This window comes from Streptomyces sp. NPDC037401 (genome assembly GCF_055602345.1).
The window spans coordinates 16105-30347 of sequence record NZ_JBVJWO010000001.1 but is presented as its reverse complement, the minus strand read 5'-3'; the positions used below and the strand labels follow the sequence as shown (position 1 = coordinate 30347).

Annotated in this window: 12 protein-coding genes; 3 read left to right on the top strand and 9 right to left on the bottom strand. The window is 75.5% G+C overall.

All coding sequences use genetic code 11. From position 1 onward, the window contains the following. Nucleotides 1-140: 140 nt before the first annotated feature. The 4 genes from ACZ7H1_RS00130 to ACZ7H1_RS00115 form a co-directional block, all read right to left on the bottom strand. The gene (locus ACZ7H1_RS00130) at nt 141-590 is read right to left on the bottom strand and encodes an SRPBCC family protein (RefSeq protein ID WP_470782349.1); all 450 of its coding nucleotides are present in this window, start codon (nt 588-590) and stop codon (nt 141-143) included. Between the two features lie 83 nt (nt 591-673). Next, on the bottom strand, nt 674-2026 hold the full coding sequence (locus ACZ7H1_RS00125) for an amino acid permease (protein ID WP_470782348.1): 1353 nt from the start codon (nt 2024-2026) through the stop codon (nt 674-676). Between the two features lie 71 nt (nt 2027-2097). Further along, on the bottom strand, nt 2098-4221 hold the full coding sequence (locus ACZ7H1_RS00120; RefSeq protein WP_470782346.1) for a phage holin family protein: 2124 nt from the start codon (nt 4219-4221) through the stop codon (nt 2098-2100). 151 nt (nt 4222-4372) lie between these two features. Then, nucleotides 4373-4777 (bottom strand): hypothetical protein, encoded by a 405-nt coding sequence (locus tag ACZ7H1_RS00115; RefSeq protein ID WP_470782344.1) that lies wholly within the window; start codon nt 4775-4777, stop codon nt 4373-4375. 152 nt (nt 4778-4929) lie between these two features. Here ACZ7H1_RS00115 and ACZ7H1_RS00110 point away from each other — a divergent pair, with 152 nt between their 5' ends. Both ACZ7H1_RS00110 and ACZ7H1_RS00105 read left to right on the top strand, forming a co-directional pair. Beyond that, the gene (locus ACZ7H1_RS00110; protein WP_470782343.1) at nt 4930-5694 is read left to right on the top strand and encodes an MBL fold metallo-hydrolase; all 765 of its coding nucleotides are present in this window, start codon (nt 4930-4932) and stop codon (nt 5692-5694) included. Then, nucleotides 5694-6350, top strand: a complete 657-nt coding sequence (locus ACZ7H1_RS00105; protein ID WP_470782342.1) for a DedA family protein — start codon at nt 5694-5696, stop codon at nt 6348-6350. The genes ACZ7H1_RS00110 and ACZ7H1_RS00105 overlap by 1 nt, the downstream gene beginning before the upstream one ends. Before the next feature lie 116 nt (nt 6351-6466). On the opposite strand, the gene ACZ7H1_RS00100 is transcribed toward ACZ7H1_RS00105, so the two are convergent. From ACZ7H1_RS00100 to ACZ7H1_RS00090, 3 genes are all read right to left on the bottom strand, one after another. Next, nucleotides 6467-7579 (bottom strand): MBL fold metallo-hydrolase, encoded by a 1113-nt coding sequence (locus tag ACZ7H1_RS00100; protein WP_470782340.1) that lies wholly within the window; start codon nt 7577-7579, stop codon nt 6467-6469. 45 nt (nt 7580-7624) lie between these two features. Then, entirely contained in the window at nt 7625-8842 is a 1218-nt protein-coding gene (locus ACZ7H1_RS00095) for an aminotransferase class I/II-fold pyridoxal phosphate-dependent enzyme (RefSeq protein WP_470782338.1), read from the bottom strand. Between the two features lie 138 nt (nt 8843-8980). Next, on the bottom strand, nt 8981-9553 hold the full coding sequence (locus tag ACZ7H1_RS00090; RefSeq protein ID WP_470782336.1) for a TIGR03086 family metal-binding protein: 573 nt from the start codon (nt 9551-9553) through the stop codon (nt 8981-8983). 206 nt (nt 9554-9759) lie between these two features. On the opposite strand from ACZ7H1_RS00090, the gene ACZ7H1_RS00085 reads away from it, so the two are divergent. Beyond that, the gene (locus ACZ7H1_RS00085; protein ID WP_470782335.1) at nt 9760-10581 is read left to right on the top strand and encodes a class I SAM-dependent methyltransferase; all 822 of its coding nucleotides are present in this window, start codon (nt 9760-9762) and stop codon (nt 10579-10581) included. Nucleotides 10582-10855: 274 nt separating this feature from the next. On the opposite strand, the gene ACZ7H1_RS00080 is transcribed toward ACZ7H1_RS00085, so the two are convergent. Beyond that, on the bottom strand, nt 10856-12835 hold the full coding sequence (locus tag ACZ7H1_RS00080) for a prolyl oligopeptidase family serine peptidase (protein ID WP_470782745.1): 1980 nt from the start codon (nt 12833-12835) through the stop codon (nt 10856-10858). Between the two features lie 61 nt (nt 12836-12896). Further along, nucleotides 12897-14243, bottom strand: a complete 1347-nt coding sequence (locus tag ACZ7H1_RS00075) for a M20/M25/M40 family metallo-hydrolase (protein ID WP_470782744.1) — start codon at nt 14241-14243, stop codon at nt 12897-12899.

Sequence of the window (14243 nt, the reverse complement as noted above, 5' to 3'; positions counted from 1 at the left end):
CGCCCCCCCCCCCCCCCCCCCCCCCCCCCCCCCCCCCCCCCCCCCCCCCCCCCCCCCCCCCCCCCCCCCCCCCCCCCCCCCCCCCCCCCCCCGCTCCCGTGTCGGCCGACGGCCGTCTCAGGGCCTGCTCGGCGGCCGTCTCAGCGGCCTGAGTGCTCGAGCAGGTTCTTCAGCTTTTCCTCGTTCCGAGGCATCTCCTTGCGGGCGTACGGACGCACGACCAGCGGGACCAGGGCCCTGCCGACACCGTGCCCCTCGAAGTCGAGGGTGAGGGTCAGCCGGGACCGGGCGCCGTTGTCGATCGGCTCGATGGTGCCCTGGACGTCACCGCGCACCGGCCCGTCGACCCCGTGCAGGTGCCAGCTGCGCGGCGGGTCCATCTCGGTGACTTCCATGGTGGTGGGGAACCGCCGCTTGCCCATCTGGCGGGTGACGGCGACCCGGGAGCCGACCGTCAGGGGCAGGTCCCCCATCGGGGTGGCCGTCACCGCGCTCTCCTGCCACTCGGGCAGGTGCGTCGGATCGGTCACGTAGGCAAAGACCTCGGCGGGGCTGCGGGAGATGTCGATGCTCTCCTTGATCGCGGACATTGCGCCCCCTTCACTTCCCCTTGCTTAGATATTCGGCTTTTCACACAAATCGTCCCACTTGGCGTGTGGTGCCGCCACGGGGATCACGCGGCCGGTACGGCCTCGCGCCGCCCGCGGCGCGCCGCCATCACGGCGTAGACGAGTACGCCGGCGAAGAGGAACAGCACGCCCTGGTAGACCGCGGCGTAACCGGAGCCTGCGACCAGCCACACGGAGAAGGCGAAGGCGGCGCCCGCGAGGACTCCGTCGCGGACCAGCCGGGCGCGGTCGACGCGCTCGCGCTGCCCGGAGAGCAGGAAGTAGATCTGGGCCGCGGTCGCCAGCAGGTAGGGGACGGTCGCGGTGAAGGTCGTGACCAGGACCAGGACCTCGAAGACGCCCGCCGGGCCGGCCGTGTAGTTGTAGACGGTCAGGGCCGAGGCCAGGACCACGGTGACGAGCACGCCGGCCACGGGGACCCCGCGGCGCTTGCGCGCGAAGACCTCGGGGAAGAGCCCGTCACGGGCGGCTGCGTACGGCGTCTGGGCGCTGAGCAGGGTCCAGCCGTTGAGCGCGCCGACCATGGACACCACGGCCGCGCAGGCGACGGCGGTGCCGCCCCAGCCCCCGCCGAACATGGCGTCGACCGCCGCGGAGAACGGGGCCTGCGAGCGGGTCAGCTCGTCGTGCGCGACCAGGCCGAACACGGCGAGCGTGCCCAGCAGGTAGACCACGGCGGCGCCCAGCGTGCCGAGGACCGTGGCGCGGCCGACGTTGCGCCGGGGGTCGCGGACCTCGCCCGCGCTGACCGCGGCCGACTCCACGCCGAGGTAGCTGAACAGCAGGATCGCGGCGGAGGCGGAGACCGCGCCGAGGGCGGAGGAGCCGTCGTCCGCGCGGAAGGGGCCCAGGTTCGCGGGGTCGAAGAAGAAGAGGCCGCCGACGGCCACCAGCAGCAGCGGCGCGAACTTCAGCACCGTCGCGACGAGCTGCACGGCGCCGACGTACCGCGTGCCGGCGAGGTTCGCGAGGGCCGGCAGCCACTGGACGCAGAGGGCGGCCAGGCACATCGACCACGCGTGCTCGCCGACCGCCGGGAAGAGCACGGCGACGTAGCCCACGGAGGCCACGGCCAGTGCGGCGTTCGAGACCCAGGTGGTGATCCAGTAGCTCCACGCGGCGAGGAAGCCGGCGAAGTCCCCGAAGGCCGCGCGGGCGTAGACGTACGGGCCGCCGGTCTGCGGGTGGCGGTCGGCGAGCCGCCCGAACACGAGGGCCAGGCATATCGCGCCCAGGGTCAGCACGCCGAAGGCGACCAGGCTGATGGTGCCGAAGGGGGCCACGGACGCGGGCAGCAGGAAGATGCCGCCTCCGATGATGTTGCCCATGACCAGGGCGGTTGCGACGGGGAGCCCGAACCGCCGGGAGTGCCGGCCTTCAGCTTGTTCTGTGGCCATGGGGGTGGCGCCTCTGTTTCATATGGTGGACAAACCCGAATATCGTCGGGGATGCCGGAGGCCGCACCAAATCACTGTTTTTTGTCCCGTACGGCGGGCTGGGCGGACGGAAGGGTTCCGGTCGGAGGGGCTCCACGGCGTGGATCTTCCAGCGCGTCCGGAACGGCGAACGGCCCGATCGGCACCTGCGGGCCGTCGGCAGCCTCCCCCAGCCAGCACCGCAGCAGCACGTGCACCTGCTCCGCCCCCGACAGGGACGCGGGCGGCTCCGAGAGCACCGTCGGCCACATCAGGAACGGATGGCCCTGCTCCCCGCCGAGCCCGCCGTGGGAGCCGATCTGCTCCTCGAAGGCGTGCACCTCGCCGCTGTCCGGGTCGTACGCCGAATTCACCATGATGTCCGCGACGTGCGGGAAGGAGTCGGTGCGCCGCACGGCCGCGGCCGCGCCCGGACCGAAAGCCGCGAGCAGCTCCTCCGCCTCGCCGGGTACCCCCAGCCGCGCCCGGGCTCCGTCCCGCCCCAGGACCACGCCGTCGACGAGCAGGAAGCCGACGCCCGGGTGGTTGGCGAGCGTGGCCAGCAGCGCCGGGTGGCGCCGGTCGATCTCCTCGAGGGTGAGGCGCCGCGGGACGCCGGGGAAGGAGACCAGGCCGAGGTTCCCCGACGCCAGCACCACCGGGTCCGAGCCGCGCCCCGGGTGCGCCTGCTCGCCCTCCTCGACCGGCCGGTGCAGGGCGGCCAGCACCGCGGCCCGCGCCTCCGCGCCGCTGGGGGTGCGCCCGGCCCGGCGCGGCACCGGGAGCCCGCAGCCCGCCCGCACCAGGTCCCGCAGGGTGAGCCCGAAGCGGCCGAGGAAGGTCTCCCCCGGGCTCTGGCCGTGGTCGGACAGCAGCACGATCCGGTAGTCCCGCGGCGCGTGGGCGGCCACCTTCCCGATCAGCTCCACGCTTCGGTCCAGCCGCCGCAGCACCTGCTCGGCGTCCCGGCTGCGCGGCCCCGAGTGGTGGGCCACCTCGTCGTAGGCGACCAGGTCGGCGTAGACGGAGGCGCGGCCGGCGAGCATGTCGCCGATGACGGCGGCCACGACGACGTCCCGCTCCACCACCGTCGCGAACGCCCGGATGAACGGGTACAGGCCGCCGCGCGCGACCCTCGGCCGGTCCCCGCGCAGCCTGGCCCGCAGCGACTGGCCGATCTCCCGGAAGACCTCGGCCACCAGGGAGAGCGCGGTACGGACGGCGTTGGCCGGGTCGGAGAAGTACGCGAAGTAGCCGGCGCGCGAGCGGTTGTCCCGGCCCCGCCGCGCGGACACCGACAGGACCAGCGCGAGCTGGTCGGCCCCGCCGCTGAACAGGTTGCCGCGGCTGGCCCCGTCGAGGCTGAGCAGCCCGGCGTCGCCGGTGCGCCGGACCGCCCGCCGCTGGAGCGAGGCGGCGCTGGTGGGCCGGTTGCAGACCACGACCTCGCCGGTGTCCTTCTCGTACCAGCGGAAGGCCGGCACGTCGAAGTTCGAGCCGTGCAGGATGCCGAGCTGGCTCGCGCCGGTCTGGCTCGACCAGTCCGTGTGCCACGGCATCAGCCGGTGGGTGGTGTCGAGCAGGCGCGCGGTGGCGGGCATCAGGCCGGTGCCGACCGCGTGCCGCAGGACTTCGTACCCGACGCCGTCCAGTTGCAGGAAGACCGTGCCGGGCCGGACTTCGGAGGCCGCGGCGGCATGGACGCGGTGCTGGCGGCGGCGCTTGCGGTCGGCGAGCCGGGACAGCCGGCGGCGGTACGCGTCGTCGTCGCGCACGGCGAGGGCGGTGGACGTGGCGGAGGCGACCGCCGACATGACCGCGGCGACCACGACGGCGGTCTGCGGATCGGCCTCGCCGCGGCCGTCGGGGATCAGGCCGAGGGCGATGAGCAGCAGCGAGCCGTTGAGGAAGAACACGAGCAGGCCGAGGACCAGCGCGGGGACCAGCAGGAGGGCACGTACGAGAACCGGCCACACCAGTGCGTTCAGCAGACCGAACGCCCCTGCGCCCCACGCGGCGGTGAGCGCGATGCGGGTGATGCTGTCCCCGTCGTCCGACTGGAGCTGGAAGTCCGGGAGGATTCCGGCCAGGACGAGCATCGTCAGCGTGGAGACCGCCCACACGGTGACCACCCGGAACAGGGTGCTTCCGGCCTTCCGCCATCGCCCGTCGTGCACGCCGTCCCACCTCACGTCCCGGCCCGCACCACGGCCGGCGGGCCCCCTTCCCAGCCTCGCACGAACGGGCCGCCGTCCGGGGGAGGCAGGAGGGGAGGCCGGGGAGCGGGTCCGGTTCTGCGGCCGGGGCGGCGACAGGGCCGGCGGCAGGTCAGGTGCCGTCGTAGCCGGCGGTGGGCATGGACAGGCGCCGGTGGACCTCGGCCTTCATCGCCGAGGTGTAGGCCGGTTCGTCCTGGCCGACGGTTTCCAGTCGGACGCCGCGCCGGGCGCACTCGGCGCTGAACTCCTCGACCGAGCTCAGCGCCCGGGCGAGCACCCGGCGGCTGGGCGCGACGAAGAGGTCGACCTGCCCCGCGTCCACGTCCGCCCAGAGCCCGCAGTGGTCGGCGCGCAGCCCGTAGACGAGCAGTTGCCGCGTCACGACGTACCCCTGGTCGGCGGCCCACCGGGAACACATGGCGTGCTGGCTGCGGGTGTCGACCGCGAAGGGGTCGCTGTCGAGTTCTTCGAGCGGGGCCAGGCTGGCGATCGCGGCCACGCGCACCTCATTCATGCCGCCCGACCCTACTCCGGTCGGGCGCGCGGGAGGAGGGGGAAGCGGGTCTTCTCGTATCCCCCTAAGCTCGGGGGAGCGGCGGCCGCCCGGGGGAAGGGTCCCGGGGCGGGCGCGGCGGGTCGCGGGGCGGTCGGCGGAAGGGGTGGCGCGTGCCGGTGGGGATCACCTGGTGGGGTCATGCCACCTGTACGGTCGAGGACTCGGGGGTCCGGCTGCTGACGGACCCGCTGTTCGCCCGGCGCCTGGCCCATCTGCGGCGCCGCAGCGGTGCGGTGCCGCCGCCCGCGGCGGCCGTGGCCGACGCCGTACTGGTCTCGCACCTGCACGCCGACCACCTGCACCTGCCGTCGCTGGCTCGGCTGGCGCCGGGGACCCGGCTGCTGGTGCCGCGGGGCGCGCGGCGGGCCGTACCGGGGCTGCGGCGGCTGCCTGGCCTGCGGATCACCGAGGTGGGGCCCGGGGACGCGGTCCCGGTCGGGGACGTGTGCGTACGGGTCGTCAGCGCGCGGCACGACGGGCGGCGGCTGCCGTTCGGACCGCACCGCTCCCCCGCGCTCGGGTACGTCGTCGAGGGGGAGGCGCGTACGTACTTCGCCGGCGACACCGGCCTGTTCGACTCGATGGCGCAGGAGACCGGGCCGGTGGACGTGGCGCTGCTGCCGGTCGGCGGCTGGGGCCCGTACCTGGGGCCGGGGCACCTGGACGCCCGGACGGCGGCGCGGGCACTGGCCGAGCTGGGCCCGGGGACGGCGGTGCCGGTGCACTACGGGACCTACTGGCCGATCGGCATGGACGCGGTGCGGCCGCACGAATTCCACGCGCCGGGAGAGGAGTTCGTGCGGCAGGCCGGGCGGCTCGCGCCGGAGGTCGCGGTGCACCGGCTGGCGCACGGGGAGAGCGTGGTGGCCGGCTGATGCTGCGGGAACTGGCGGTGCGGGTCGCGGTCCGCGTGTCGGGCGGGGCCGCGGGGCCGGCGACCGAGGTCCCGCCGGAGTCGACGCAGCAGGCGGTGGGGTACCCGGCGCTGTTCGTCCTGGTGGCGCTGGGCGCGCTGGTGCCGGTCATTCCGACCGGGGCGCTGGTGAGTTCGGCGGCGGTGGTGGCCTTCCACCACCAGACGCTGCCGCTGGGGCTGCTGCTGGTGTTCGCAGTGGCGGCGCTGGCCGCCTTCACCGGGGACCTCGCCCTGTACTGGCTGGGGCAGCGCGGGCTGCGCTCGCACAACGGCTCGCGCCGGCTGGAGAGCCTGCGCAGCCGGGTCTCCCCCGAGCACCTGGCCACGGCGCAGGCCCGGCTGGAGGAGCACGGGGTCATGGTGCTGGTGCTGTCCCGGCTGATCCCGGCGGGGCGGATCCCGGTGATGGTGGCCTGCCTGCTCGCGCGGATGCCGATGCGGGTGTTCGCACGGGGTGATGCGCCGGCCTGCCTGGCGTGGGCGGCGACGTACCAGCTGATCGGGATCCTGGGCGGGTCGCTGTTCTCCGAACCGTGGAAGGGCGTCGCCCTCGCGGTGGGCCTGGCCCTCCTGGTGAGCGCGGCCCCGGCCGCCTGGCGGCGCATCCGCGCGTAGGCCGGCCCGGCTGCCGGCCCCACGGCCCGCCCCGCGGCCGGCTTGCGGTCCGCGCCGCCGGATCCCCGGCCCGAGCGCGGCGCGCGGCCGGCCTGCTGCGGACTGCGGACTGCGGGTCAGCCCAGGGTGCGGGAGGCGCCGATCGGCAGGTCCCAGAGGGACTCGCGCGGCAGCCCCGCGCGGGCCCAGGCCGCGCGGACGCGGGTCAGCGGCTCGAGCACCGGTTCGGCGGACAGGACGAACGTCGCCCAGTGCATCGGCGCCATCCGCCGTGCGCCCAGGTCCTGGCAGGCCCGTACCGCCTCCTCCGGGTCGGCGTGCACCTCGCGCAGCCACCACCGCGGGGCGTACGCCCCGATGGGGAGCAGTGCGAGGTCGATGCCCGGGTGGCGGCTGCCGATCTCCCCGAACCAGTGGCCGTACCCCGTGTCCCCGGCGAAGTAGACGCGGTGGCCCGGCCCGTCCGACAGCACCCAGCCGCCCCACAGGCTCCGGCAGGTGTCGAGGAGCGAGCGCTTCGACCAGTGGTGCGCGGGCACGAACTCGAGCCGTACGCCGTCCAGTTCCGCCGCCTCCCACCAGTCGAGCTCGGTGACCCGGGTGAAGCCGCGGCGACGGCACCAGCGGGCCAGGCCCGCAGGGACGAACAGCGGCGTTTCGCGCGGCAGCCGCCGCAGGGTGGGCGCGTCGAGGTGGTCGTAGTGGTTGTGGCTGACGACGACGGCGTCGACGGGCGGCAGGTCCTCCCAGCGGACCCCGACGGGCGTCATCCGCGCCGGTGTGCCGAGGATCCGCCGGGACCACACCGGGTCGGTGAGCACGGTGAGCCCGCCGATGCGGATCACCCAGCTGGCGTGGCCCGCCCAGGTGACGCCGACCTGGCCGACGGCGAGCGGCGGCATCGGTTCCGGCGCGTAGGGGAGGTCCGGGATGCCGAGCAGCCCGGCGGGGCCGGGGCGGAAGGCGCCTTCCCTGGCCAGCCGGGCGAAGGCCCGCACGCCGGGCAGCGGGGCGGTGAGGCGGTCGGCGAAGGACCGGGGCCAGGTGCGGATCTCTCCGAGGGGCCGGGCTGCGGGGATGGCGCGGACAGCCGGCTCCGGGCGCTCAGGCCGTACGGACGGCGGCCGGCCCGGCGGTCCCGGCCGGTCTGACTGCGGCGACTGCTGCGGCGGCTGGTCCCTCTGCCCCGTCCTGTCCGGCTGTTCCCTCTGCTCCGTCTGTTCCGTCATCGCGGGCGACTCCATTCGCGGGCGGGTTCGCGTACCGGCTGGGGATCAGGACAGTTCGCCGAAGACCGATCCCAGACCGCTCAGGGATCGTGCGACGTGCGGCAATTCGAGGGGGTCCGCGGCGGTGAGCGCGGCCAGCCGGTCGTGCCGCGCGTCGCCCAGCAGCGGGCCGGTGGCCAGCCGCACCCGCAGCGCGACCGGTTCGTCCGCGAACCGCTGTGCGCCGGCGACCGGTCGGCCGAGCCGCTCGCTGAGGTAGTCCTCCAGCTCGAGGGCGTCGCCGACCCCGCGCCGCGCGAGGCCGGCCCGCAGCGGGGCGAGGTCGGCGTACAAATGGCGCCCGGCGCGCGGCGGCAGGGCGAGCGCCCCGGCCCGCAGCAGCGCGCGGTGTACGGCGTCGGCGATCCGGCCGTGCAGGCGCGCGGCGTCCCGGCCGCGCGCGGCCACCGCCTCCGGCTCGCCCAGGGCGTGCGCGGCGACCGCGGCCACCGGACCGGCCAGCGCCGCGCCGCTCGCGGTGAGCACGTCCAGGGTCCGTGCCCGCAGCCCGTCGCCGCGCGCGGTGGCCGGGAACCGCGCGACCGCGGCGGGCCAGCCGCCGGGCAGCAGGCCGCCGGACAGGTCGACGAGCACGGTCACCTCGTCCGGGCACATCTCGGCGGGGCTGACCAGCACGGTCTCGTGGGGCCGGTGCAGGGTGTCGCGCCAGGTCTCGTCGCTGACCACGGCCATCCCCTCGAACACGGCGGCCTCGCAGGCCTCCCGCAGCAGTTCCGGCGGGGCGACCGTGGCGGTGGGGTCGTCGGCCACGCTCAGCAGCAGCACGCGCGGGTCGCCGCCCTCGGCGCGGACCCGTGCCACCGTCTCCAGCAGCGCGTACGGGTCGGGGACGCCGCCGCACTCGGCCGGCGTCGGCACGTGGTACGCCCGCTGCCCCAGCAGCCGGATCTGCGGGGTCCACCAGGCGGGACAAGGCCGGGGCAGCAGGACGTCGCCGCCGTGGGCGGCGAGGAGGGCGAGCAGCAGGGCCGGGGCGCCGGGCGCGGCGGCCACCCGCTCGGGAGGCGTGTGCAGGCCGCGGCGCTCCCAGAATCCGGCCGCGGCCTCGCGTACGGCGCTCCCTCCGCCGGGCGGTTCGGGGCGGTCCCGGTCGGCCGCGGCGGCCAGGACGGCGGTCAGCTCGGGCAGGACGGGCAGGCCCGGCCCGGGGGCGGGCGGTGTGTAGCGGACCGGGCCACGGCCTTCCGGTGCCGTCCGCCGCATGATCCCCACCGCCCGATTCACCCGTTGCGGCCGTTGCGCCCGTTGCGCGTGCTCCGCAGCTCCGCCACTCTCTATTGCCCCTTTATACGGATAAATACTATGTTTCGCGCCTGTTTCGCGCCGTCAGGTCGCGCCGGGTCACCCCTTCCGTCCGACCAGGGCCAGCAGCCGGGTCTGGGCGTCGGCGCCCGGCGGCACGTCCAGCGGGGCTGCGTACATCCCGCTCGCCGCGAGCCCGTCCGCGTACGGCATGACCTCCTTGATCGAGAACTCGACGAGCCCGGGAGGCAGCCGGTCGTCGGCGCCGATCCCGCGCGCGAGGTCCCAGGCGTGCACGACCGCGTCCGCGGTGAGTTCCGAGCAGTACGCCGAGCCGAGCGCCGGGCCGTAGCTGAGCTTGACCGTGCGGTCCAGTGCGCCGGGCGCCGCGAAGGCGGCCGAGGCGCCGGCCGCGGCCCGGTCCCAGGCGCCGGCGGGGTCGTCGCCCAGCAGGTCGCCCTCCAGCGCGTCGCCGACCTCGGCGACCGTACGGCCCTCGGTGACCAGCGGCGGTATCCAGCGCTGCTCGCCCGTGACGTGGTTGACCAGGTCCCGCACGGTCCACTCGGTGCACGGGGTCGGGCGGTCCCACTGATCGTCGGCCACGGCGTGCACGAGGCCGCCGAACAGCGCGAGCGCTTCGGAGTGCCGGTCCAGCAGTGCGTCTCCCACGGGTCCCACCATCCTCTTCCCCCGCGCCGAACCCCTCTCGTCCCACTGTCCTCGCACCCGGTTTTCCTCGCCACCGGCGACCCCAATCCCCTTGCAGGGCAACACTGGTGTCCACATGTCAAAACGCACATCTCAGATTGCGACATGAGCCTCTACCGTGGGACCACACCCGACCTCCGGGGTCACGACGAGAGGGAGCCGCCGCCATGAGCACCGCCGCACACCGGGAGACCGCCGTCTACACCCACGGACACCACGAGTCGGTGCTCCGCTCGCACCGGTGGCGTACGGCGGCCAACTCCGCCGGCTACCTGATCGGCGAGCTCCGTCCGGGCATGTCCGTCCTGGACGTCGGCTGCGGCCCCGGCACCATCACGGCCGACCTGGCCGAACGGGTCGCACCGGGACGCGTCACCGCAGTGGACCACGCGCCGGACGTGGTCGGGCAGGCGCAGGCCCACGCCCGGGAGCGCGGGCTGACGGACATCGAGTTCGGCGTCGCGGACGTCCACGCGCTGGACTTCCCGGACGACTCCTTCGACGTCGTCCACGCCCACCAGGTGCTCCAGCACGTGGGCGACCCGGTGCAGGCGCTGCGCGAGATGCGCCGGGTGTGCAGGCCCGGCGGCATCGTGGCGGCGCGCGACGCGGACTACGCGGCCATGACGTGGTACCCGCGGACGCCCGTGCTGGACGAGTGGCTGGACCTGTACGAGCGGGTGGCCCGCGCGAACGGCGGCGAGCCCGACGCCGGACGCCGGCTGCGCGCATGGGCCCTGGAGGCGGGCTTCGCGTCCGTCGCCTCCTCGGCCGGCGCGTGGTGCTTCGCCACGCCGGAGGAGCGGACGTGGTGGAGCGGGCTGTGGGCGGACCGTACGACCGGCTCGTCGTACGCCTCCACCGCGATGGCGGGCGGCCACGCGACAGCGGACGGCCTGGACCGCATCGCGGCGGGGTGGCGCACGTGGGGCGCCGCGGAGGACGGCTGGTTCTCGGTGCTGCACGGCGAGATCCTCTGCCGCGCCTGACCCGGGGGGCAGGGTCAGCGGGTCAGGGGGCAGGGGGTCAGGGGGTCAGGGGGACGGGGGTCAGGGGGACGGGGGTCAGGGGGACGGGGGACGCATGCGGAAGTCGTACGCGCGCGGGAGCGGGGCGCTCGTCAGGGAGGACCACACCCGGGAGAGCGCGGCGTTCGCGGTCGAGCAGGCACACCCGCCGCCCCGTGCAGTGGCACATGTCATCGTGCACCGTCACACGTCAACCCGCGCCGCCTCCCGCCGCAACGGCACCCGCAGCACCCGCTCACATCCCCAGCTCCAGCCCCGGGATGTCCGTCCGGTCGAGCCCGAAGGTCTGCACGTACAGCGACAGCTCCGCCTCCAGTGCCCGCACCATGGTGTCCGCCCGCCGGAAGCCGTGCCCCTCGCCCTCGAAGGCGACGTACGCGTGCGGGACCCCGCGGCCCGCCATCCGCTCCAGGAAGCGTTCCGCCTGCGCCGGCGGGCACACGGCGTCGTCCAGCCCCTGGAGCAGCAGGAAGGGCACCTTGATCTGGTCCGCCCGCGCCACGGGCGAGCGCTCGCCGCGCCGGGCCGCCATGTCCGGCAGGTACCGCGATTCCAGGTCGTGCGTCTCCTGCGCGATCCCGGCGACGTCCAGCACCGGGTAGATGATCGTCCCGCAGGCGTAGAGGTCCGTCGCGGCGAGCGAGGCCGCCGTGGTCCAGCCCCCCGCGCTGCCGCCGCGGATCGCCAGCCGCGCCGGGTCGGCCGTCCCCTCGGCGGCCAGCGCGCGGGCCACGGCCGCGCAGTCCTCGACGTCGACCACCCCCCACTGCTCGCGCAGCCGCTCCCGGTAGGCCCGCCCGTACCCGGTGGACCCGCCGTAGTTGACCTCCGCCACCCCGATGCCCCGCGAGGTGAAGTACGCGATGTGCAGGTCGAGCACCGGCTCCACGTGCGCCGTGGGGCCGCCGTGCGCCCACACCACGTACGGCGGCAGCTCGTCGGCGGGCGCGGCCAGCACCGGGTGGTGCGGCGGGTACACCAGCGCGTGGATCTCCCGGTCGTCGGGCCCGGTGAAGGTGCGGCTCTGCGGTTCCGGGTAGTACGCCGGATCGACCGGATCCACCCCGCGGGCGCCGATCACCCGGGTCCGCCCGGTCGCCGTGTCCAGCTCCACCACCTCGTACGCACTGCGCGGGCTGGCCGCGACCCCGGCCACCCGGGTGCCGTAGGCCGCGAGGGCCGGCTGCCACGAGGTCCACGGGCCCGCCGCGTCCACCAGGTCGCCGGTCGCCGCGTCGAGCACCCCCAGCACGGACGCGCCGCGCCCGTGCAGGACCGCGACCAGCCCGCCGTCCAGCGGCGCGAACCAGCGCAGTCCCGTCTTCCACAGCGCCCCGCCGAACTCCTCCTCGCGCGGGCACAGTCCCACCGCCTCCCCGGTGTCCGGGTCGACCCGGTGGAGGTTCCACCAGCCGCTGCGGTCGCTCACCGCCAGCAGGGTGCCGTCCGTCGCCCAGCCCGCCTGCGCCACCGACTCCCCGGGCCCGCCCATGACGGTCCGCACCCCCGCCAGCGCACCTTCGGGCGTCACCTCCGCCACCTTCAGCTCACTGCCGTCCCACGGCATCCGCGGGTGGTCCCACACCACCCAGGCCGCCCGCCGCCCGTCCGGCGAGAGCGCCGGCCCGGTCGTGAAGCGGTGCCGGTCGTCCGTGAGCTCCCGCACCGCGCCGCGGTCGTCCGCCGCCGAGCCGTCCAGCGGTACGGCCGCCAGCACCCGGCGCACCGCGGTCGGCCCGGGCCCGGTGAACTCCTCCAGGACGCACCACACCTCGCCGAGTTCGGGCCGCGGCACCGGGTCGGCCCAGCGCAGCCCCCCGCCGACCGCCGAGAGGGGGGTGAGCGGCCGCGGCTCCCGCGCCGCGGCCCCGGCGGCAGCGGCGGAATCGGGTTCGTACGCGTACAGCCGCTGGTCGGCGAAGTCCGTGAAGAGCACCACCGGACCGGCGTCCCCGGCCAGGTACCCGGCCCAGGGCCGGCCGCCGTACTCGACCACCCGGCTGCGTACGCTCCACGGCGCCGGCAGCACCGTTTCCTCACGGCCGTCCGGCCGTCTGCGGACCAGGGCCCGGCGGCCGCCCTCGGCCGGCCGGGGCTCGGTCCACCAGACCTCCTCGCCGACCGTCCCCAGGTATTCGGGCCGGCCGTCGTACCCGGCCGCGAGCGCGGCGTCGATCGGCGACGGCCAGCTGCCGTACGGCCCCGTGGGCGCCATCGTCACGTCCCCTTCTTCCGGTCCTGCCGGTCCTGCCGGTCCTTCCGGCCCGCGCGGGCTCCTACAGCGTGCGCAGGGCGTGGTCGAGCACCCGCACGCCGAAGTGCAGGGCGTCGACGGGAACGCGCTCGTCGACCCCGTGGAACAGCGACCAGTAGTCGAACCCGGGCGGCAGCTTGAGCGGGGAGAAGCCGTAGCCGGTGATGCCGAGGCGGGAGAACTGCTTGGCGTCGGTACCGCCGGCCATGCAGAACGGCACCACGTGCCCGTACGGGTCGAAGCGCTCCACGGCCGCGCGCAGGATCCCGTACGTCCGCGAGTCGACCGGGGCCTCCAGCGCCACCTCGCGGTGGTGGAACTCCCAGTCGACGTCCGGGCCGGTGAGCTCGTCGAGGGTGGTGCGGAACTCCTCCTCGCCGCCGGGCAGGACCCGCCCGTCGACGTAGGCCGTGGCCCGCCCCGGGATGACGTTGATCTTGTACCCGGCTTCGATCACGGTCGGGTTGGCGCTGTTGCGGATGGTCGCCTCGACCAGGGCGGCGGCCGGTCCCAGCTTCTTCAGGAACGCGTCGAGGTCGAAGTCCGGGTCCGCCGGGTCGGCCGGGATCCCGTGCACCGCGCCGAGCGCGGAGAGCGCGGCGCGGACGGTGGGCGTCAGCCGCACCGGCCACCGGTGGTCCCCGATGCGGGCCACGGCGTGCGCGAGCCTGCCGACGGCGTTGGCCCGGTTCGGCTTGGAGCCGTGGCCCGCCGTGCCGTGCGCGGTCAGTTTGAGCCAGGCGGTGCCGCGCTCGCCCGCCGCGATCGGGTAGAGCGCCATCCCGGGGGCGGGGTGGACGGTGAAGGCCCCCGATTCGCTCAGGCCTTCCGTACAGCCCTCGAAGAGGCCCGGGTGCCGCTCGGCCAGGAAGTCCGAACCGTCGACGGCGCTGTCCTCCTCGTCGGCGGTGTACGCGATCACGATGTCCCGGCGCGGCCGGACCCCGGCCCGGGCCCAGGCGCGTACGACGGACAGGACCATCGCGTCCATGTTCTTCATGTCCACCGCGCCGCGGCCCCAGACCACGCCGTCGCGGACCTCGCCGGAGAAGGGGTGCACGCTCCACTCGGAGGGCTCGGCGGGGACCACGTCGAGGTGCCCGTGCACGAGCAGCGCGTCGGCCGAGGGGTCGGTGCCCCCGATCCGGGCGACGACGTTGGTGCGGCCCTGGGTGCGCTCCAGCAGGACGGGTTCCAGCCCTGCCTGCGCGAGGCGCTCGGCGACGTACTCGGCGGCGGGGCGTTCCCGGCAGTCGCCGCCGCCGCGGTTGGTCGTGTCGATCCGGATCAGGCCGGAGGTGAACTCCACGACCTCGTCGAGGGCCGTCGCGTCCACGGCGTCCGGCAGCTCCTGCTCTGGGGGGTACAT